Source organism: Pseudoduganella sp. SL102, assembly GCF_027856995.1.
GTDB classification, from domain to species: Bacteria; Pseudomonadota; Gammaproteobacteria; order Burkholderiales; family Burkholderiaceae_D; genus Rugamonas; species Rugamonas albidiflava.
The window spans coordinates 115,302-137,022 of record NZ_CP115554.1 but is presented as its reverse complement, the minus strand read 5'-3'; the positions used below and the strand labels follow the sequence as shown (position 1 = coordinate 137,022).

Below are 21,721 nucleotides of genomic sequence, written 5' to 3'. Positions count from 1 at the left end.
GCTGGTACAGCACCCACATGCTTGCACTGACCGACCCGATGCTGCGGCAGGACACCCGTATCCTGCGACTGACGACCCCCCTGGGACCCGACCGGCTGATACCGGAATGCCTGCGCGCCCAGGAAGCCATGAGCCAGCCCTACGAGCTGACCGTGACGGCGCTGTCGGCCGATGCCGGCATCGCCCTCAAGACGCTGCTCGGGCAGCCGGTGCTGCTGGAATTGCTGACTGCAACGAGCGGCCAGATGCGTGTCTTCCACGGGCACGTGACAGCCGCCAGCATGCTCGGCGCGGACGGCGGCCTGGCCCGCTACGAACTGACGATCGGCCCGTGGTATGCGTTCATGGACCTGGGCCGCGACAGCCGCGTGTTCCAGGACATGACGGTGTTCGACATCCTCGACACCCTGTTCACCGGCTGGCAAAGCCCCGGCACGCTGGTGCCGCAATGGCGTTATGAGATCGCCGACCGCACGATCTACCCGCAACGCTCGCTGACGTGCCAGTACCAGGAATCGAACCGGGCATTCGCCGAGCGGCTGATGCACGAGGAAGGCCTGTTCTACTACTTCGAACACGACGGCGACCCGGCCAGCGCCGCCTTCGGCGGCCACACCCTCGTGATCGCCGACCATAACGGCGCCTTCCAGCCGAACGCCCAGCCGGCCATCCGCTTCACCCAGCCCGGCGCCGTGATGCGCGAGGACAGCATGGACCGCTGGCGCCGCGAGGTACGCGCCACCGCCGGCGGCGTGGACATCGGCAGCTGGGATTACCGCAATGTCGGCATGCGCCGGGCCGGCACCGAAGATGGCACAGGCCCGCTGTTGCGCGACACGCCGGGTGCCTACGCGTACACGTCGCCCGAGCATGCCCAGCGCATCGCCGACCGGCAGGCCGAAGCGCTGCGCGCCAGCCGCGAAACCTTCATCGGCGCGGGCACCGTGCGCACGCTCAGCCCCGGCACCACATTCACGCTGGGCGAACATTCCGCCGTGGCGGAAGACGAGAGCTTTGTCGTGCTGCGCGTGCTGCACCTGGCCCACAACAACCTGAGCGCCGAAGTCAGGGATGTGGCGCAGCGGCTGGGCGAGAACCCGCTGGCCCGGCTGATCGAGCGCGAACAGGCCGGCAGCCTGCATGCCACCGGCAAGGACAAGGGCGAGCGGCCGCTGTACCGCAACCGCATCGATGCCATCCGCAGCAGCGTGCCGTACCGCAGTGCCGACAGCGACGGCCATGGCCTGGTGCTGCGGCCGAAACCGACGGTCCGCGGCCAGCAGACCGCCATCGTCGTCGGACCGCCGGGCGCGGTGATCCATACGGACCGCGACCACCGCATCAAGGTGCAGTTCCACTGGCAGCGCGGCGTGCAAAGCCACAGCCGGCTCGAGCACCCGGTGCCCGATGGCCACACGGGCGCCCCCGCCGACGACAGCAGCGGCACATGGGTACGCATCGCCACGCCGATGGCACCAGTGGCCGGCGCCAACTGGGGAACCCACGCCGTGCCGCGCGTGGGCAGCGAAGTGCTGGTCGATTTCATCGACGGCGACATCGACCGTCCGATCGTGATCGGCAGCCTGTACAACGGCGGTGGCGAGACCGATGCGCAGAGCAACCGCATCAGCGCCGGTACTGGCGCCGCCACGGGCAACGCCCCGGCGTGGTTCCCTGGCGAATCCGGCGCGCACGCGCACGCGGCGGTGCTGTCCGGCTTCAAGTCGCAGGCACTGCAGGCCAGCCAGAGCGGCACCGGCGCCTATAACCAGCTGGTGTTCGACGACGCGCCGGGCGAACCGCGCGTAGCGCTGCAACGCCACGCCGGCGCGCATGAAGGCACCGATGAACTGAACCTGGGCCACCTGCGGCACCAGACGGACAACCAGCGCCTCGACACGGCCGGCCTGGGCGCGGAATTGAAAACGGCCCACAGCGCCGCGCTGCGCGCCGGCCAGGGCCTGCTGCTGTCGACCGAGGCGCAGACCGCGGGAGGCCAGCAGCTCGCCGCGCGCGAGGCGGTATCGCAGATCGGCGCCAGCGCGGAAATGCTGCAATCGCTGGCCGAGACGGCGCAAAAGCACAACGCCAAGCTGAAGGACGAACCGGCACCGGACAAGCTGCTGGCCATCGCGGAACTGCGCAAGGGACCCGGCGTGCTGGATGCGACCGCCGGCGGTGGCGGCGCGGACGAAGGCGGCGGCGGCAATGCCATCGCCTTCACCGAGCCGCAGCTGCAGCTATCGAGCCCTGCCGGCATCGCCGCCACCACGCCTGCCAGTACGATCGTCTCCGCCGGCACCACCACCAGCCTCGCGGCGGGGCAGGACATCAACTTCGCTTCGCAGGCGAACTTGCTGCACCAGGTGAAAGGCGGCATCGGCCTGTTCACATACGGCAAGGCCAGCGCGGCGACGAAGCCGAACCAGGAAATCGGCATCCGCCTGCATGCGGCCAGCGGCAAGGCCAGCGTGCAGGCGCAGTCCGATGCCGTGCGCATCACGGCCGACAAGCTGGTGACCGTGGCCAGCATTGCCAAGAGCGTCTCGGTCAGTGCCAAGCAGCACGTGATGCTGACTGCGCAGGGGGCTTACCTGAAGATCGAGGGTGGCAACATCATGATTCATGGGCCTGGGACGATGTCGTTCAAGGCGAGCATGAAGGAGTTGGCGGGGCCGGCGAGTGCATCGAGCCAGCTGAAATTGCCACCAGTTGGGAAGCTGGCTGAATGCCCGTCCGCGCAATCGGATGCTGCAACGGGAGGCGCGAGTGCAATCTAGACTCGAGCAGCTACGGAAAGGGTTCGATCCACTTACGCCGATATTCGTGCTTGTCGATCCAATGGTCGGAGAGCCGCTGCCCGGGCTGGGGCTACCCGATGCAAGCGCCGACGCAACGGCCGTGCGCGAGGAAGGCTGGGGCCGTGCCATCGTACCCGTGGAACTGTCGAAAACCGTGGCACTTCCCCCGCACCAGCACCCATACCTGGTTCCCTTGCATGGAATCGATGACCCGTTGATCGACCTGACGTTCGATATCGCCGAAGAAGAGCGACTTGCCTCCCAGGCAGGTGGGCTTGGCGGAGATGGGCGCGCCGCGCATCGTATCGGCGGCTGGTTGCAGAGTTCAATGCGGCATGAAGAACTTGCGGCGCTCGTTTCGGCAATGTGCCGCGTGAATACCGATGCCCGGACCAACGCGACTTATTTGAGGCTTGCAGACCGGCGGGTACTTGATTTGTTGTGTCATGTGGCGGGCGTAGCAAGGGTTCAACGACAATTCGGACGCTTGCAAACCTGGATATATCTGGACTCATGTGGCCAGCTCAGGTACCTACGTTCGCCTTCGGAGCCTATTGAACCGTTGCGTCTTTCCCGAAGCGAATGGTTGATACTTGAAGACGGTGAGTTATTGCATCGATCTATTGCACAGTATCTAGGTGAAAGTAGCAATGGGAAGGTGGCTATTTTGAACACCCCATATCGCAACGCCGAGTTGGCAGCGTCAGCGGCAAAGGACGCAGCCCGACGCTGGCCTCATCGCTTCATCAACAATCACGATAAAGCCAAATGGGCAGCTCTGTTTCTGCTGTACCAGTCAGGCCTTCAGTTGCCAGGAATTGCAAGGCTGCTGGACGATGCAGGCAGTAAAGACGAGCCGGCGGAACCACTACGCTACCTTTATGACGACATACGCGCAATCGTGCGACTAACCGCCGTCTAATATTCGCTCTCACTAATAATTCAATTTCAGGGTTACGATGGTCACGACTTCGGGTTGCGATATCTGCAATAAAAGTTCTCTTTCCTTGCTCTTGCTTCGGCCAAGCCCAATAGCCAAAAGTCCCATGCTTGCTGCGCCTGGATCGAAGAATGTCTCGGCTGATCCTGCAGATGTGCAAGGCCTCCTGCCGGAATCACCTCCAGCCCAGTCGCGTTTTGCCTTGCGGTTACTGAGGCCTGGCTACGTATATGTTTATATACCGCAACCTCCGGCTGGTGTAAAAAACTGGCTGATTTACCGAGTTAATGAACGGGCCGATCTGATTCCAGAGGGCCATGCGATGTTTTCACAAGCTGATGCTTCGGCTCCGTGCAGGCGTCCTGAGCATATTGCAACGGGCATGAAAGTACTCAACATCCCCCAAGCACATAAAGTAAGCGAAATATGGATTGCATTCAGCGCGAATCTTTGGAATGAAACACTGCGTGGGAGCAATAAGGCCGACCCGGCTGTCATGCAAAAGATCTCCTTGCAAAGTTGCGGACTGAACAGTTTTGTTCCAACGGCAGAAAATCTGAAAGCGAAAGTGCTGGAATGCGCGCTTACTCAATTGTCAATCGATAAAGCAACAGATCATGATTTTCCATTTACCAGCCTTGCGGGCCAGGTGAACGACCTTGCTGCCAATCTGGCGCGCGCGGCGGCGAAGCATCCTAAGACGGCAGGGAAAGAGTTGGCTGTCGTGCTGAACGATCCGGTTGGAATCGCGACAGAGTTGAACGCACTGCGAATCCGGCGGAACGAAATCGTAAAAAGGGAAATCGCAAAACCGGAAAATTTGCACCCTCTGAGCAGTTCGCACACCATCCTGGGATTGCGGAAATGCCTGGTGGATGAGCAGGATCTACACAGTTACGAGCAGGTAAGCCCTGTACGTTCACTCAAGGATTTCGAAGCTGCTCAGTGGCCAGAAGGAACACAGTGGCAGCCTCTGACGGAAGCGGACCGAGCTAAGCTCCTGGAGCGATCAAAGAGCGACTCCACTATTGGCCAGCTATTACTTTCGCCCTACAAGAAAGTGTTCGAGCGGCCAGACCTTGGACGTGTTATTTATCCTGATCACGATGAGCGTGCTGCAGCTTGGACAGAAAAGAAGGTCAAGGAAAACTGGAGAAAATACGAAGACTATTATGATGAGGGTGCTCGTGCTGCGTGGGTAAGAAAATTCGACGCAAAAATGAAGGCGGAGCACTATGCTCCGTTAGAAGCATTGGAGAAGGACTGGAATGCTGCTCGCAAGGGCCAGCAGATCAGCACGTACTTCAAGCGCCATTTTGATAGGGTATGCACGCCCAAGTCTCTGCAGTACCCTGTCGACTTCCTAGTTGATGCCAAGGAACACGAATATATATCGCTACCAATGCCGTTCGTAGATGGCCCTGTGATGGACGATTATGTGTCCGAACTCGACCTGCCAGTAACTGATGAGAATGCGCATACGATACGTTCAATGGTAGGTGGCAAGGATTTGGTCGTCAAAATTGTCCATAAGCAGTTGACCGGTTCTCCAGGGTTGGAAGACGGCGGCATGCGAGATAAGACATTTGATCTTGTCAAAGGTTTTAGCGAACTGACCATGTCACAGCCAGCTATGCAATCCCACGGCTGGATCGGGCATGCACTGGCGCTTTTCAGTATCAATCAGTACGCCGCGCTCAGCGGCGCGGTGTTGACGATTGCCGCGCGTCAAGCGACTGTGACAGGAGCCACTGCGCGAATGCTTGAGAAGCTCCAGAATCTGGCATTAGTGCAGAGCGCACTTGAGTGCGCAGTACAGGGGGCAATTAAAGGACCAGCTCCTAAAATTCCAGTAATGATTACGATGAAAGTCAGTGCCGAAAATGCGCTGAAAATCTTGAAAGCCCGCCCTGGGCAAGTATTGGGTACCAGTAAAAGGCGCATCAAGCAGTTTGCGAAAAAAAACAGAACAATTCCATTGGTGTTGATTACGGATACAGAGGCGATCAAGGCCGCTAACGGTAAATTGGACATCCTTGCTAGAGGCTCTCAAGGTTCGTCCGTCAAGATGGGAAAGGCAGTCGATTCAACTGTCGACGCCAGGCCGCTATCGACAGTGGCCATGTCGGAAGAGACTTTCTTGCGGCTTTACCAAACCCAAGCGGGGAGAGCTGCTAATGCCGCGAATCGGCTTCGCAGTGTAATTCCAGATATTGCACAGAATAGCCATGCATCGCACGCTATATCTGTTGCCAAGACGCTCGATGCTCGTCTGGCACTGGCGAGCATGGTGATTCAAACTATTGGCGTAGTCAATGGCTTGGCCACGGCAAGTAAAGCTGATTCGGCCTCCGCTGTGGAAGATGCTGAATATGGAGTCATGGACAGTGTGTTCGGCTTCATGGGCGGGGCATTTGCATTGTGGGTAGTTGCGGCTGAAATTGATATTGCCAAGAGGTTGGGAACGCAAGCCGTGGGGACAAGTGCAAAGATAGGCCTGTTGAGGGTGGCTGGCAACCTTACTGGTATAGCCGGCGGGGTAATTAACGGAATTGCATCTACCAAGAAGTACCGCCAGCAAAAAGGAGATGGAAACAAGGTACCAGCTGACCTATATCTTCTGTCTGTATTAGCGTTCTACGGAACAGCTGTTACATCTTTCACACTTACAGCTGGAGCGATAGCAAGCGCTTTGGAGGCCCGTGTAGTCGGTGGCGCAGTCGTCCGAACTGTTGCAACCCGTATTGGTGTAGGGACTGTTTTCGCCTCCGCTGTATCAGGCGTCGGTCTATTACTTCTTGGGGTAGGTGTGGTGGCTCAAATTACCGCAATCGTACTTACACCTAGCGATTTTGAACGCTGGCTTGCCCGCAGTTATTTTGGCAAAGGAGGTGGCGGGTTGTTCTCAATGCAGGATAGAGCCGATAAATTCAAGAAAGGTGACTGGGGTTCCGAGAAGGCTGCTCTCGAGGAAATGATCGCTCAGGCTGAAAAAAAGCAGAACAAAAATTAACAACTTGTAAGTTCCATGAAATGAAAATTTATAGTCAGAGCAAAAAAGAGTCGGTTTCAACAGTCGCTAAAGTAGAGGATAGCAATGAAAGCCGTGGACGTGGACTCTAAAACTCTACCGCAAAGGCCGGCAGCAGGGGTAATCCAACGTTTCGACAATAAGTCTTCTGCCTGCCCAAGTACGACAAGTCTTGGCATGATTGCCAGAACCTATCCTGACGCAATTGAATTCTCAGCACGTGCGGCAGGAATGACAGGGATGATAATGCTTATAGGCTTAATGAGCGCTGCATTCGCATTCTGGGTTAGTGATCAAGTGCTTACACTTGAACTGGAAAACGGGAGAAGCGTGATAAGTTTCTTATCGTTTCCATTTGTGATTATTGTTTTTTTTCACGGAATTTACTCTGCAATAAAATATACCCGTATTGAACTATATCGGCCAAAAGATGAGCCTACTATTTTCGACAGGTATAACCGGAAAGTATATAGGATTTATCGCGAAGTCTATCCTGGATGGTTAGGTACTTTCAAAAAATGGCCAATGAAGATGGCAGAGCATGATTGGAATCTCATCTATGCCGAGCATCATGCCATCGTAAATGCAACCGGCTCGTCTGTCACGCGGATGCATAGTTTGATCTTCAACGTTCAGAAAAGTACATCAGATCCGACGGTGGTAGATAGTTTCGCTATTGGAACCAGTATTCAAATGGGCGAGGTAACGGTGCCAGCCGTATGGGAACACATCCGCCGATTTATGGAAGAGAATGGCCCGCATCTCCCCCCAGGAGAGGTGATAGAACAACGCCGCGAGCCGCAGACGTTTCTCCAATGTATGGCTGCAACGGGGCCGTATGGAAGCAACTTCAAAAATTGGTGGCGAGATCATACTGCGATGATGATCGTAGGCTTGTTGTTTTTTCCGATCACATTTCCCATGATGACCTTAATGGGAATATTTAGCTGGATGGCAGTCAAAACTGCACGGCCAGTTGTGTGGCCCTCTTACGTCCTAGATGCGATTCGATAATTGCCGAAATTTAAGGATATATGCGGAAATTTATTGAGGAGATGGCGATTATTTATCTAACGGTGAAATGTCAGTTCGAAAGTAAGACGGCTCTTAGGGTGTGATTGCACAAGCACAAGAAAATCGGCATAAAGATGGGGCCTCAAGCCTGTCGGCGCATCGCTGATCGGCAACTCGAAGCACTGCGCGCCAACCGCGAAACCTTCATCGGCGCCGGCTCCGTGCGCACGCTAGTCCCCGGGGACTACATTCACGCTGGCCGAGTATGCGGGGTGGCCGAAAACGAGCTTCGCGCTGCTGCGCGTGCTGCACCTGGCCCACAACAACCTGAGCGCCGAAGTCAAGGATGTGGCGCAGCGGCTGGGCGAAAACCCGCTGGCCCGGCTCATCGAGCGCGAACAGGCCGGCAGCCTGCATGCGACTGGCAAGGACAAGGGCGAGCGGCCGCTGTACCGCAACCGCATCGACGCCATCCGCAGCAGCGTGCCGTACCGCAGTGCCGACAGCGACGGCCATGGCCAGTTACTGCGGCCGAGGCCGACGGTTCGCGGCCAGCAGATCGCCATCGTGGCCGGTCCGCCGGGTGCCGTCATCCACAGGGACAATTGCTAAACGCATTGAAGTAGGGGTGTGGAATGGATCTCATGGGTTTGCTGACAAAATATCCTAACAACGCGCCCTTTCGGAAGAAGAGGTAAAGCGTCATTTGAAGCAAAGTAAGCGATTAAGCAATGAGCCACATTATCAGCTAAGTGTGATTGAGATGAACTCCACTTACCTTGAGTCCGTTGATAAATGGTTTGGATGGAAGGGTTTTCTAACACTGATTGCTTTAAGTCTTTTCTGTATTTTGGTAATTGGTATAAGTATCGGCGCGCTTCAACTAATTCTGACGGGGCTGTCAGCGACGGGAAGCGCTGAGGAGGATAGCTCTTTTTATATTTGGAATGGAATCGCAATGCTTGCAGTTCTGGTGGTTCCGGTAGCAATCGGCCTAATTTGGCTGCTGCGAAAAGATTCATTCGCGTTTACCCATTACCCAATTCGATTCAACCGAAAAACACGGACCGTACATGTTCTTCGCACTGATGGTACAGTGTTGTCGGTGCCATGGGACGAGGTATTTTTTACTCTCGGACATATGCCCCAATGGGACGATTGGGAGGTGCGAGGTCATGTTCTGAAGTCTGATCGAAAAACCGTGCAAGAGACATTCGCATTGAGTTACGTAGGTTCCATGGAATTGAACGATAGGGATCCGAAGGTGGCAGATTCCTCCGCGAACGATTTTGTCCGGGCGCATTGGGAATTTGTGCGGCGTTACATGGAGGAAGGTCCGCAATCTGTCTCAGAACAAGTTCAATTCTGTATGCCAGTTCAAAACCATCGCGAAAGTTTCCGCGGCGGCCTTGAGCGAGCTTTTGCTAATATTTCTGGCGCACCTAGCCTGATTTACATTGCCATGTTCCCGTTTCTGGTATTGCTGGGACTCGCAAGATTCATCGCGATGAGAACCAGCAAGATCCCAGAGTGGCCTGCCGATGTTGAAGCATCCTGTGTAATCGAACCAAATGACCCTTATGCTATCCATGGCGCACCTAACGGCGACCGGATGCCGCTTTTTCCTGAGGCGGCCAAATGTGCAGGGGTCGGATTCAAGGCTTTCTAAGGGTAATGAAATGGCATTAACCTCGGCAATCATTGCGCCTACGTGGAAACATCGCCCGAGCATGCCTAGCGAATCGCCGACCGGCAGTTCGACGCGCTAGGCGTCAGTCGCGAAATCTTCATTGGCTCAGGCACATGCGCACGCTCGGCCCCGGCACCACATTCGCACTGGCTAAGCTAACGGGGAATCGATTCCAGCATTATTTTTTTCTCAAAAACTACTATATGAGTTGCCTGTATGAACTCCAGGCTCTACCGCAAAGTCCGATACCAAAGTAATTCGGCGATTCGACAATAAACCCTCGATCGGCCCAAGTACCATCTGCCTTGGCCTGATCAGCCGGACATATCATGACGCAAATGAATTTTCGGCGCGTATAGCGGGAAAAGCGGGAATGATCGTGCTGGTAGGGCGAATGAGCGCTGCACCTGGCATTCTGGGGTAGCGATTTAGTGCTATCACTTGAACGAGAAACCGGAAGAAGCGTGGAAAGTTTCCTAACTTTCCGACAAACGGGGCCGTACGATGATATCGAAACTGAACAACAGCAGCTTGCGCAAGCATTAAAGTAGGTTTTCCATGGATTTTTTAGGTCTTTTAAGGAAGTATCCTAACAATCGCCCGTTGTCTGATCAGGAGATTGAGCATAAGTTAACTCAGAAAATTCGCCTTAATATATTTCCGCGATATCAATTATCTGTCGTCGAGATGAATTCAACCTATCTGGAATCAGTTGATAAATGGTTCGGCTGGAAGGGTTTCTTGACACTTTTGGCAGTTGCAATATTTTCCATTTTTGGTGGGTTGTTAGGCGGGAATCTTTTACTAGATGTAATAAGCTACTTGGTGTCGAGTGATGCGATGGATGACGATACTAAGTTTTACCTTTGGAATGATATCGGAATGCTTGTTGTACTTGCTCTTCCACCAACCATACTTTCGATCTGGTTGTTGAAAAAGGATTCCTTTGCATTCACACATTATCCAATGCGATTTAATAGATTGACCCGGATTGTTCATGTGTTCCGTCCAGATGGAACAATACTTTCGGTGCCGTGGGACGAAATATTTTTTACCCTAGGTCATATGCCTTTCTGGGATGATTGGGAGGTGCAGGGCCATATTCTTGAGTCAGATCAAGCGACTGTAAAGGAAACCTTTGCGCTGAGCTACATAGGTTCAATGAACAAGAATGACAGGAAAAACATCGGGACAGAGCCATCCCCGGATGACTATGTACGCGCACACTGGGAATTCATACGGCGTTATATGGAAGAGGGACCGCATGCAGTTTTAGACCAAGTGCAGTTTTGCATGCCAGTCAATCGACATCATGAGACTGTAAGAGGTGGTTTCGAGCGTGCCTTTGCGAATATAGCCGGGGGTAATGTCTTTATTTGTTGCGTGATGTTTCCATTTCTGGTTGTGCTTGGCATCTGCCGGATATTTGCGATGCGCACTAGTAAAATTCCGGAATGGCCTGCAGAGGTGCAGTCTACTTCAACGATTCATGCCAATGATCCTTTTGCAATATATGGTGCACCCAACGGCGACAGGGTGCCACTTTTCCCTGAAGCGGCAAGGTCTGCCGGAATAGAATTCAGACGGAGCGTATAGTTTTATAAAGTCTTGCCCGAGCATGTCCAGCGCATTGCCGACCGGCAGGCCGAAGCGCTGCGCGCCAGCCGCGAAACCTTCATCGGCGCGGGCACTGTGCGCACGCTCAGCCCCGGCACCACGTTCACGCTGAGCGAACATTCCGCGGTGGCGGAAGACGAGAGCTTTGTCGTGCTGCGCGTGCTGCACCTGGCCCACAACAACCTGAGCGCCGAGGTCAAGGACGTGGCGCAGCGGCTGGGCGAGAACCCGCTGGCCCGGCTGATCGAGCGCGAGCAGGCCGGCAGCCTGCATGCCACCGGCAAGGACAAGGGCGAGCGGCCGCTGTACCGCAACCGCATCGATGCCATCCGCAGCAGCGTGCCGTACCGCAGTGCCGACAGCGACGGCCATGGCCTGGTGCTGCGGCCGAAACCGACGGTCCGCGGCCAGCAGACCGCCATCGTCGTCGGACCGCCGGGCGCGGTGATCCATACGGACCGCGACCACCGCATCAAGGTGCAGTTCCACTGGCAGCGCGGCGTGCAAAGCCACAGCCGGCTCGAGCACCCGGTGCCCGATGGCCACACGGGCGCCCCCGCCGACGACAGCAGCGGCACATGGGTACGCATCGCCACGCCGATGGCACCAGTGGCCGGCGCCAACTGGGGAACCCACGCCGTGCCGCGCGTGGGCAGCGAAGTGCTGGTCGATTTCATCGACGGCGACATCGACCGTCCGATCGTGATCGGCAGCCTGTACAACGGCGGTGGCGAGACCGATGCGCAGAGCAACCGCATCAGCGCCGGTACTGGCGCCGCCACGGGCAACGCCCCGGCGTGGTTCCCTGGCGAATCCGGCGCGCACGCGCACGCGGCGGTGCTGTCCGGCTTCAAGTCGCAGGCACTGCAGGCCAGCCAGAGCGGCACCGGCGCCTATAACCAGCTGGTGTTCGACGACGCGCCGGGCGAACCGCGCGTAGCGCTGCAACGCCACGCCGGCGCGCATGAAGGCACCGATGAACTGAACCTGGGCCACCTGCGGCACCAGACGGACAACCAGCGCCTCGACACGGCCGGCCTGGGCGCGGAATTGAAAACGGCCCACAGCGCCGCGCTGCGCGCCGGCCAGGGCCTGCTGCTGTCGACCGAGGCGCAGACCGCGGGAGGCCAGCAGCTCGCCGCGCGCGAGGCGGTATCGCAGATCGGCGCCAGCGCGGAAATGCTGCAATCGCTGGCCGAGACGGCGCAAAAGCACAACGCCAAGCTGAAGGACGAACCGGCACCGGACAAGCTGCTGGCCATCGCGGAACTGCGCAAGGGACCCGGCGTGCTGGATGCGACCGCCGGCGGTGGCGGCGCGGACGAAGGCGGCGGCGGCAATGCCATCGCCTTCACCGAGCCGCAGCTGCAGCTATCCAGCCCTGCCGGTATTGCCGCCACCACGCCTGCCAGTACGATCGTCTCCGCCGGCACCACGACCAGCTTCGCTGCGGGGCAGGACATCAACTTCGCTTCGCAGGCGAACCTGCTGCACCAGGTGAAAGGCGGCATCGGCCTGTTCACATACGGCAAGGCCAGCGCGGCGACGAAGCCGAACCAGGAGACGGGTATCCGCTCGCATGCGGCCAGCGGCAAGGCCAGCGTGCTAACGCAATTGAACATGCCTTATAAGCTTGTTCTTTTCAGTTATAGTTCAGTTGACGTCAAGAAGGTTTGAACATGACCAATCAGAATATCGGTAAAGACTACAATGTGGTCTCCAGGTATGGCAAGAATACAGCTGCATCAATTTCTCCAACGGCTTTCTCACTCGTAAAAAAAATATATACGGATGCCATAGAAATTACTGGTGTACCCCATGGGACACGTGGAAAGTTGCTGCTCTTGGGGTTGTTCGGCATCGCGATAGCGGGAGTGGCTGGAAATCAGATATTAAAAGATCTTCTGGGGAGCAGGGAGCTATATCTTTATCGGGTAATAGGCGATATTTTTTTGCTTCTTATAATTCTATTTAGTCTGTACACAACTGCTATATGTGTACGTTTGGAATTGTTTAAGCCTGAGGATGAGCCTGTAATTTTTGATAGACGAAATAATAAGATTTATAGGATTTTTAGAATACGGGATCTGAGCTGGAGAGGCGTATTTCGGTCATGGCCTCTCGCTATAGCGGAGTATGATTGGGATCTAGTATTTGCTGAGCACCACGTCTCGGTTAATGCAAATACATCACTGGTATCAAGAGTCCATGCGTTGATATTTCAAGTTAGAAAAAACAAAAATAGTACGGAAATAGTAGATGGATTCGCTATCGGAAGTAGTCTGCAGATGGGCGAGCTGACAGTGCCAGCAGTCTGGGAGCATATTCGGCGTTTTATGGAGGAGGGAGGAGATCATTTGCCCGCCGGCGAATATGTGGTGAAGGCTCAGCGACCAAGTTCGTTATGGGGATCTATTTCAGCTGTTGGGCTATATGGAGAAAATTTCAAAAAATGGTGGGAAACTGAGCGCAGTTTTACGATTTTGGCTTTAATTGCATCCCCTATTGTTTATCCTGTGCTGACTTTGCTAGGTATATTTATTTGGTTGGGATATAAGACCAGCACGGCGGTTGATTGGCCCGATGCCATTCGGGAAAGGGTTGGCCTACCGCTAGAAGACGACGTGGAACGTATTTAATATCAGATACCACATCAAATACCAAAAATGATTGTAGCAATGCCGGAAACGGGGATGTAAGCGGGCAAGGCAATAGCGTGCTCGCTCTTATTAGTTGGTAAAATTGGGTGCCGTATTAAAGAGTGGGGACGATAATCGACTTGCACTGCAATACTGCTAGGAGCAGCGATAAGGGTGACGGCTGTGAGGCTTAAGGCTCCACCGTAAGGATCATTGGCGGGGGTAATTCAGCGTTTTATATGGTCACTAAAGATAAGCAAAACCGTGAAGCTGACGTGGTGTCACGGTATAGTAAAAAAAGATCGGCATCTGAAGCTGCTACTACATTTTCTCTCGTCAAAAAAACATATCCAGACGCTGTAGAGCTGACTGGAACGCCCCCAGGGACACGTGGAATGCTTCTGCTTGTCGCATGTTTCTTTGTATTTATAGCAGCAATCTCCGCTAATCAGATAGCAGAGAATGTCTTAGTACATGAAATGCGCAGGGTTTCGCACATAATTACAAGCATAGGTTACCTTGCCTTTATTGTACTTTCTATTTACCTAACAGCCTTTTGTGTCAGGCTGGAGTTATTCAAACCAGAGGATGAGCCGATAATATTTGACAGAAAGAATCGTAAGATTTATAGGTTGTTCATGGATAGCGATTCAAGCTGGAAAGGAATCTTACGGCCATGGCCAGTTCGTGTAGCAGAACACGATTGGGATCTGGCCGAGGCCGAACACCACGTTTCGGTAAATGCAAATACTGCAACCATATCAAGAGTGCATGCACTAATATTTCAAATGCGAAAGAGTCGAGCTAGTGCTGAGATCGTCGACGGTTTCGCTGTGGGAAGTAGTCTGCAGTTGGGCGAGCTAACTGTTCCGGCAGTTTGGGAGTATATCCGACGGTTTATGGAGGAAAATGGAGACCACCTGCCCAACAGCGAAAGTGTGATTGAAATGAAAAAGCCTGCATCGCTTCTGGATTCCATTCTTGCCGTAGGTTTATACGGAGAAAATTTTAGAAAGTGGTGGAGATCTGAGCGCGCACTCACAATTCTTGCCTTGATTTTCTCGCCCATCTTATACCCCGTACTAACGCTATTAGGATTATTCGTATGGTTAGGATATAAAACAAGTAAGCCGATTGTCTGGCCAGAGGAAATCAAGCGAAAGATTGGAAACCCGTTGCAGTAAAACCTGTCGAAATTTTTCCAAAAATCCGGTGATAGATAGTGTTGCAAGGTACGGCGGTTATTACATGCTCCGCGCTGTGGAAAGGGAGTCCGCAGAGGCGTGGAAAGAGTTCTACTTCCTATATGATCCACTTGCTCAGCAGTATATCCAGGTTCGAACGCGCTGCTATTATGTGGGCACTTCTGGCAAGGCAATCCAGGCCGGATGCGATTGATCGATCGGCCTCGTTTCCATTGCCGCTGTCGAAGGCGCCCTGGCGATCAGATGTCTCTTGATTGCAGGCTGAACCCGTAGAGCAGGCGACGCTCAGCAAAGATGTCCTGCCCAGGAACCGAGACAGGATATCGTTGCAGAGCCAACCCATGATTTCCTCCACTTTCACGCATCATTTCGAACGGGGCCTGGTCCTCTTCACAAGTCTCCCTTGCGCATTTGCCGTGCTGGGCGGTTCGGCCATCGCGCACGAAACCATGGGCAGCGATGCGGCGTTGATATTCCTGCTCACAGGCGCAACCTGGCTATTGCTTGGAACTATCGGGCTGCTGGCTTTACGAAAATGGGCTACGCGGCGCGCGTCGGTGTATGCGCTGTATGCGGCATGGGCAGGCCTTGCCGGTATCAGTACGCTTGCTGTCGCGCTGTTCGCGCCAATTTTCTTGATGCCGAGTATCGGCTACATGGCTGGGCTGGTATTGCTCGAATATTTCTTTGTGGCGCTTGGCTACCAGCTCTGGAGTACATGGCGGCATTTCAATGAGCAGTGGAGCAAGCATCACGCGGCGGCATTGGCGCGCTGCTTCGACCCTGGCCGGGCAATGGTGGCGGTAAAGCCGCTGGTACGCGGCCTGTATCTGCATGAAACGCTGTTCTTGACCGACTGGGACGAGACTGCGGTTGCCATCGTTTCGCTCTTGCTGGGACTGGCGCTGTTACTCGGCTTTGCGCTATACGAAACATATTTCGAGTTCGCCCTGGTGGCCGGCGGTATCGCATCGCTGTCGATCATTACCTATTTCATCCAGCGCACGCTGGTTCCCGTGCTGATTGCGCTGAAGCTGCGCCAACTGGAGCGTTCCCAGGGCTGCCCGATCGCACTTATGGACGATGCGGGAATCGAACGTCTTCGGGCCGCCGAGCGTCGGGCGAAGCGCGGTAACAAGCGCTAGCGGTGTTCGATAAAGGCGCCAATGATCTTGTTGATGCCGACAGATGGCAAGGGCTTGTGCAACGTGCAGACGACCTACGCCACCGCCATGATTGCTCCGATCTATTTTGACAAGAATGGATGCCCTACCGCCTCCATTGCCAGGGACCAGGGAGTAACCGTACACGAGATCAGCCATAGGAAACCGGCGTGAAAAAATCCATATCGCTTATGCTATTGCTTGGGCTTGGGCTTGGGCTTGGGCTCGGCTCAGCCAGGGCCCAAGTCCCGCCATTCACTTACCAGGCGGGCGCGGTTTCCATGACAGAAAACGGCAGCGCCTTGATCGTTGACGCTGCCGTCCCGATAACGGCCGAAATCCTGCCGGGCGGATCGATCTGGCCGCATCTCGGCCTCGATGACGACGGCTATCTCTATATCGGTGGGACCGTCGTCGATTACCGAACGGGCAAGGTGCTGTCGCGGATTGGGCCGAAGACTGGCATGGTGCAGGCGCTACCCTCGGGTTACCGCGTCGAGGTGGTCAAGCAGCGGTTCCGCATCACGCAGGGGAACAAATCGTGCACGTTCACGCGCGGGCAGCTTGGCCTGCTGGGCTGGAAATCCACTGCCGATGCATTCAAGGATGGGAATATCAAGTTCGCATCCCGGGCGCGCCAGTTGCTCGCGCTTGCCGTCAAGCTCGAGGAAGACAGCCGGGACAGCCAATATGTCGTCAACGATATCGACCTTCCATTCTGCCATATCAGGCAGACAGGGCTTGGCAATCCCGACCTGCTGGTCGAACTCGGCCGCTCCCGCCATGGGGGATGGTGGCTGACCGGCTCGATCGAACAAACCTTGTTGCGCTCGAAGGATGGCAGGCGTTGGGAGACGATGCGGCTGCCGGAAGGTATTTCTTCCCTGATCAGCAGTCATGTCGTCGACGACAAGGAGATGTGGCTGGCCGGTATCCTGCCACCATTCAAGGATGACGATCCACTGTTGATCCATACCTCGGATGGCGGCAAGACCTGGCGGAATGTGGGCCGCGGCGACCCCTTGCTCGGCAAGCTGCCCGATGCCTGGCTCGAAGGAAAAAGGCGCGTCGCCATGCCAGTGGCGCCTTGATGGGAACGGCGGCAGCCTGCTCCCGGGGCAGATTCCCCCTGGCCCATGACGGGCTGTACGGATGATTGGAAACAGCCCCGCAGGTGCTCGCAAACGGGCCTGCCAAGATGGCACTGCGCAAGTACTTCACCGCGTCATTGCCGTCCTCCCAATCTTCACGTTTTGACAGGAACGACGATAATACCGGTCTCGCTATGCCGTCGCGATAGCCAAACTCAATTGAAACTATTGCGACAATCAATTTTGCAAATAGCCGAGATCCCTCTAAACTAGCATCTCATTGATTCACAACCCTCACGAGGAAAACACAAATGTCTCTGATCAACACCCAAGTCAAACCGTTCAAGGCAACTGCTTACCACAACGGCAAGTTCATCGATCTGAGCGAAGAGTCCCTGAAGGGCAAGTGGTCCGTGTTCGTGTTCTACCCGGCTGACTTCACCTTCGTCTGCCCGACCGAACTGGAAGACCTGGCCGACAACTACGCCGAATTCTCGAAGCTGGGCGTGGAAGTGTACGGTATCTCGACCGATACCCACTTCGCCCACAAGGCATGGCACGACACGTCCGACGCGATCAAGAAAGTGCAGTACCCGCTGATCGGCGACCCGACCGGCCTGCTGTCCCGTAACTTCCAGGTCATGATCGAAGAAGAAGGCCTGGCACTGCGCGGCACCTTCGTGATCAATCCTGAAGGCTTCATCAAGGTGCTGGAAGTCCATGACAACGGCATCGGCCGCGACGCATCGGAACTGCTGCGCAAAGTGAAGGCAGCCCAGTACGTTGCTTCCCACCCGGGCGAAGTGTGCCCGGCCAAGTGGTCCGAAGGCGCGGCAACCCTGACCCCGTCGCTGGATCTGGTCGGCAAAATCTAAGTAAGTAGTTATTGAGCAGTACCGCTGCCGGCATGTGCCGGCAGCGCATTGAAAAGGAAAAAAGTCATGCTGGATGCAAATCTCAAAACCCAACTGAAAGCCTATCTGGAAAAAGTGGTGCAGCCGATTGAGATCGTTGCATCGCTGGATGATTCCGCGAAGGCGCGGGAAATGAAGGAACTGCTCGCCGATATCGATGGCTTGAGCGACAAGATTACCCTGGTCGAGGACAACGCCGCCAACGTGCGCAAGCCGTCGTTCTCGATCAACCGTGCCGGCACCGACATTGGCGTGCGTTTTGCCGGCATCCCGATGGGCCATGAATTCACCTCGCTGGTGCTGGCCCTGCTGCAGGTGGGCGGCCACACGATCAAGCTCGACGAAGCCGTGATCGAACAGATCCGCAACCTGGAAGGCGATTTCGAATTCGAGACCTTCATCTCGCTGTCGTGCCATAACTGCCCGGAAGTGGTGCAGGCGCTGAACGCGATGTCGGTCATCAACCCGCGCATCAAGGTCACCACGATCGATGGCGGCGTGTTCCAGAAAGAAGTCGAAGAGCGCCAGATCATGGCGGTACCGATGATGTTCCTGAACGGCCAGCACTTCGGCCAGGGCCGCACGAATGTAGAAGAAATCCTCGCCAAGCTGGACACCAATGCCGGTGCCCGCCAGGCGGCTGAACTGAACAAGAAAGACGTGTTCGACGTGCTGGTCGTCGGCGGCGGCCCTGCCGGTGCGGCGTCGGCGATCTACGCGGCCCGTAAAGGCATCCAGACCGGCGTGCTGGCGGAACGCTTCGGTGGCCAGGTGCTCGACACGCTGTCGATCGAGAACTTCATCTCGATCAAGGAAACCGATGGCCCGAAATTCGCCGTGGCGCTGGAGCAGCACGTCAAGGAATACGAAGTCGACATCATGAATACCCAGCGCGCCGTGAAGCTGGTGCCGGGCAGGGTCACCGAAGTGCACACGGCGACCGGCGCGGTGCTGAAGGCGAAGACCGTGATCCTGTCCACCGGCGCACGGTGGCGCGAGATCAACGTGCCGGGCGAGAAGGAATACCGTAACCACGGCGTGGCGTACTGCCCGCACTGCGATGGTCCGCTGTTCAAGGGCAAGCGCGTGTCGGTGATCGGTGGCGGCAACTCCGGCGTGGAAGCGGCGATCGACCTGGCTGGCATCGTGCAGCATGTCACGCTGATCGAGTTCGGCAACGAACTGCGTGCCGATGCGGTCCTGCAGCGCAAGCTGCGCTCGCTGCCGAACGTGAAGGTGATCCTGTCGGCGCAGACGACCGAGATCCACGGCGACGGCAAGAAGGTGAACGGCCTGTCGTACAAGGACCGCAACACCAACGAGCTGCACCGCGTGGACCTGGAAGGCGTGTTCGTGCAGATCGGCCTGGTGCCGAACACGGAGTGGCTGAAGGGCACCGTGGCGCTGTCGAAGCATGGCGAGATCGAGATCGATGCCAAGGGCCAGACCTCGGTACCGGGCGTGTTCGCCGCCGGCGACGTCACCACCGTGCCGTACAAGCAGATCGTGATCGCCGTGGGCGCCGGTGCAACGGCCGCGCTGTCCGCCTTCGACCACCTGATCCGCTCGGGTGACGATGAAGTGGAAGCCGAGCAGGCCGCCATCGCCGCCGTGGCGTAACGCGGCATCGCAGCAGACAAAACGGGAGCCTCGGCTCCCGTTTTTTATTTTCTCAAGAACAGGGTCTTTCCCTGTTTTTGGGCGCTGCCCAAATGCCACTTCGTTAAGCAAACCCCAAGTGCAAAATCCGGGGTCCGACCCGGCGGGTCTGACCCCAGCCCTTCGCTGTTGGGGTGGAAGCATGCGCTTTCAATGTATCGGCTAACGCTTAATTGAACGGCATTAGGGGCCGCCACCCCATTTCTGAGAAAGTTACTTGAGGTCGACGCTGGCCTGTTTCACCCGTAGCGAGCGGGCGTAGCGGTGCCGGGCCTGCAGGCGTGCGTCGGTGATCAGCACGCCGATCGTTTCGCCGACCACCATCGCCACGCCCAGCAGCGGAAGCACCAGCATCAGGCCCGTTACCCCGGCCAGCGCGCCGCCGACGAACAGCATCACCACCGTTACCAGCGGATGCATGCGCAGGCTGCGGCCCAGTGTCATCGGCATGAAGACGAAGTCGTCGAGCAGGCGGGCGATGATGAAGACGACGATCGCGCTGTAGGCGGCGAAATTGTTGTCCGGCGCATCGGCCGAGGCCACCAGCACCACCAGCAGGCAGCCGGCGATCGAGCCCACGTACGGCACCCACGCCAGCATGGCGGCGATAAAGCCGAGCAGCAGCGGGGAGGGCAGGCCGATGGCCCACAGGCCGACCGCCAGCACGACGGTATCGATGAGCGTGAGCTTGAGCATGCCGTGGAAGTAGCGGCGCGCGGTCTGGTCGACTTCATGCAGCAGGAACAGGGTCTTCTCGAAGAAGGCGTTGGGCACGGCGCGCGCCAGGAAGCGCTTGAAGCGGCGGCCGTCGCGCAGGAAGAAGAAGGCCAGGAACGGTGCCAGCAGCAGCGACGGCACCCATGCCGCGGCGGCCACCACCACGTCCGTCAGGTGGCGCTGGAAGAATTCGCGCGTGTACTCGGCCAGGTTCAGGTTCACCGAATCGCCCAGCCGGGCCTGCCGCAGGATGGGGAACTGCCGTTCCAGCGCGCCCAGCATGTTGCGCAGGAAGCGCACGCCGGCGTCCAGGTAGCGGCCCGGCATGTCCTGCCAGTCGGTGGCCGGGGCCGGGATCCAGATCGCCGCCACCAGGATCGCCAGCAGCATGAAGAGTCCGAACGCGGCGCCAACCAGCATCGCGGAGGTATTGCGCGTGAATCCCATCCGCAGCAGCCGCTGGAATGGCGACAGCAGCATGTAATACAGGATGATCGCCAGCAGGAACGGCACCGAGAGCCACAGCACGCGCTGCATCAGGTACAGCAGCACGCAGGTGGCGGCGATGATGCCGCACCAGACGATGGGCCCGGACTGCTGCCGCTCGACCATCACAGTACCTCGATGTGCGGCGAGTCGATCGACATCCGTTCGCGCAGCCGGGAGCCGATATGGCGTGCCAGCGCCAGCGAGATCTTGTAGCCGATCACGGCGTCGGTTTCCATCAGGCCCATGAAGTCGGCGCGGAAGAAGACCGCCAGTTCGCAGTCGTCCCACGCGCGCGCCTGGGCCGTGCGGGGCGAGTTGTCCAGCAGGGCCAGGTCGCCGAAGAAGGCGCCGGGCGACAGTTCGGTGATGATCTCGGGCATGCCGTTGACGTTGCGGTTGATCTGCACGTGGCCGGCCGTGATCAGGTACAGCGCCTGGCCTTCCTCGCCCTCGTCGAAAATGATCTCGCCCGCGAGATAGCGCCGTTCATGCATCAGGCCGTCGACGATCTTCAGTTCGAGCGGTGTCAGGGAATTGAGGAGGACGGTTTCGCGCAGCCTGGCCAGGCGTGGCGACAGCGGCGGCGGCTTCAGAAAACCGAAAATCACGAAAAGCTCCAGGAAAGGATGGTTGCGCTGCCATTGTCGCCGGTTTTGCGGTGACGTTGGTGTTGCAAGACGCACATAGTGGTACGGAAAGCAAAAAAGGCGGGAAGGAGGGGATTTATGGGATGGTGGCGGGGTGGATGGGG

At 56.8% G+C, this 21,721-nt stretch carries 16 protein-coding genes; 14 read left to right on the top strand and 2 right to left on the bottom strand.

All coding sequences use genetic code 11. The features are described from left to right. Positions 1-17: 17 nt before the first annotated feature. From OU994_RS00565 to ahpF, 14 genes are all read left to right on the top strand, one after another. The gene (locus tag OU994_RS00565) at positions 18-2,780 is read left to right on the top strand and encodes a type VI secretion system Vgr family protein (RefSeq protein ID WP_281609201.1); all 2,763 of its coding nucleotides are present in this window, start codon (positions 18-20) and stop codon (positions 2,778-2,780) included. Next, complete coding sequence (locus tag OU994_RS00560; RefSeq protein WP_281609200.1) at positions 2,770-3,723, top strand: hypothetical protein; 954 nt, start codon at positions 2,770-2,772, stop codon at positions 3,721-3,723. Before OU994_RS00565 ends, OU994_RS00560 begins: the two co-directional genes overlap by 11 nt. Positions 3,724-3,760: 37 nt before the next feature. Continuing rightward, complete coding sequence (locus OU994_RS00555) at positions 3,761-6,754, top strand: T6SS effector BTH_I2691 family protein (protein WP_281609199.1); 2,994 nt, start codon at positions 3,761-3,763, stop codon at positions 6,752-6,754. Positions 6,755-6,838: 84 nt separating this feature from the next. After that, positions 6,839-7,786 carry a DUF6708 domain-containing protein gene (locus OU994_RS00550; protein ID WP_281609198.1) on the top strand — a complete coding sequence of 316 codons (948 nt, stop codon included), beginning with the start codon at positions 6,839-6,841 and terminating at the stop codon, positions 7,784-7,786. 303 nt (positions 7,787-8,089) lie between these two features. Beyond that, positions 8,090-8,398, top strand: a complete 309-nt coding sequence (locus OU994_RS00545) for a hypothetical protein (RefSeq protein ID WP_281609197.1) — start codon at positions 8,090-8,092, stop codon at positions 8,396-8,398. Between the two features lie 151 nt (positions 8,399-8,549). Beyond that, positions 8,550-9,455 (top strand): DUF6708 domain-containing protein, encoded by a 906-nt coding sequence (locus OU994_RS00540; RefSeq protein WP_281609196.1) that lies wholly within the window; start codon positions 8,550-8,552, stop codon positions 9,453-9,455. A gap of 579 nt (positions 9,456-10,034) precedes the next feature. After that, positions 10,035-11,072: a DUF6708 domain-containing protein gene (locus OU994_RS00535; protein WP_281609195.1), complete on the top strand. Its 1,038-nt coding sequence runs from the start codon at positions 10,035-10,037 to the stop codon at positions 11,070-11,072. Between the two features lie 12 nt (positions 11,073-11,084). Continuing rightward, complete coding sequence (locus OU994_RS00530; protein ID WP_281609194.1) at positions 11,085-12,770, top strand: type VI secretion system Vgr family protein; 1,686 nt, start codon at positions 11,085-11,087, stop codon at positions 12,768-12,770. A gap of 2 nt (positions 12,771-12,772) precedes the next feature. Then, the gene (locus tag OU994_RS00525; RefSeq protein ID WP_281609193.1) at positions 12,773-13,732 is read left to right on the top strand and encodes a DUF6708 domain-containing protein; all 960 of its coding nucleotides are present in this window, start codon (positions 12,773-12,775) and stop codon (positions 13,730-13,732) included. Between the two features lie 239 nt (positions 13,733-13,971). Further along, on the top strand, positions 13,972-14,916 hold the full coding sequence (locus tag OU994_RS00520; protein ID WP_281609192.1) for a DUF6708 domain-containing protein: 945 nt from the start codon (positions 13,972-13,974) through the stop codon (positions 14,914-14,916). Between the two features lie 362 nt (positions 14,917-15,278). Then, complete coding sequence (locus OU994_RS00515) at positions 15,279-16,082, top strand: hypothetical protein (RefSeq protein ID WP_281609191.1); 804 nt, start codon at positions 15,279-15,281, stop codon at positions 16,080-16,082. 188 nt (positions 16,083-16,270) lie between these two features. Next, complete coding sequence (locus OU994_RS00510; RefSeq protein WP_281609190.1) at positions 16,271-17,191, top strand: hypothetical protein; 921 nt, start codon at positions 16,271-16,273, stop codon at positions 17,189-17,191. Between the two features lie 311 nt (positions 17,192-17,502). Beyond that, positions 17,503-18,066 (top strand): alkyl hydroperoxide reductase subunit C, encoded by a 564-nt coding sequence (gene ahpC / locus OU994_RS00505; RefSeq protein WP_131148669.1) that lies wholly within the window; start codon positions 17,503-17,505, stop codon positions 18,064-18,066. Positions 18,067-18,132: 66 nt separating this feature from the next. Further along, positions 18,133-19,725, top strand: a complete 1,593-nt coding sequence (ahpF, locus tag OU994_RS00500; protein WP_131148670.1) for an alkyl hydroperoxide reductase subunit F — start codon at positions 18,133-18,135, stop codon at positions 19,723-19,725. Positions 19,726-19,977: 252 nt separating this feature from the next. Here the strand turns inward: ahpF and OU994_RS00495 are convergent, their stop codons facing one another. After that, positions 19,978-21,093 carry an AI-2E family transporter gene (locus OU994_RS00495; protein ID WP_281609189.1) on the bottom strand — a complete coding sequence of 372 codons (1,116 nt, stop codon included), beginning with the start codon at positions 21,091-21,093 and terminating at the stop codon, positions 19,978-19,980. Next, the gene (locus tag OU994_RS00490; RefSeq protein WP_131148672.1) at positions 21,093-21,578 is read right to left on the bottom strand and encodes a cyclic nucleotide-binding domain-containing protein; all 486 of its coding nucleotides are present in this window, start codon (positions 21,576-21,578) and stop codon (positions 21,093-21,095) included. Before OU994_RS00490 ends, OU994_RS00495 begins: the two co-directional genes overlap by 1 nt. Between the last annotated feature and the right edge of the window lie 143 nt (positions 21,579-21,721).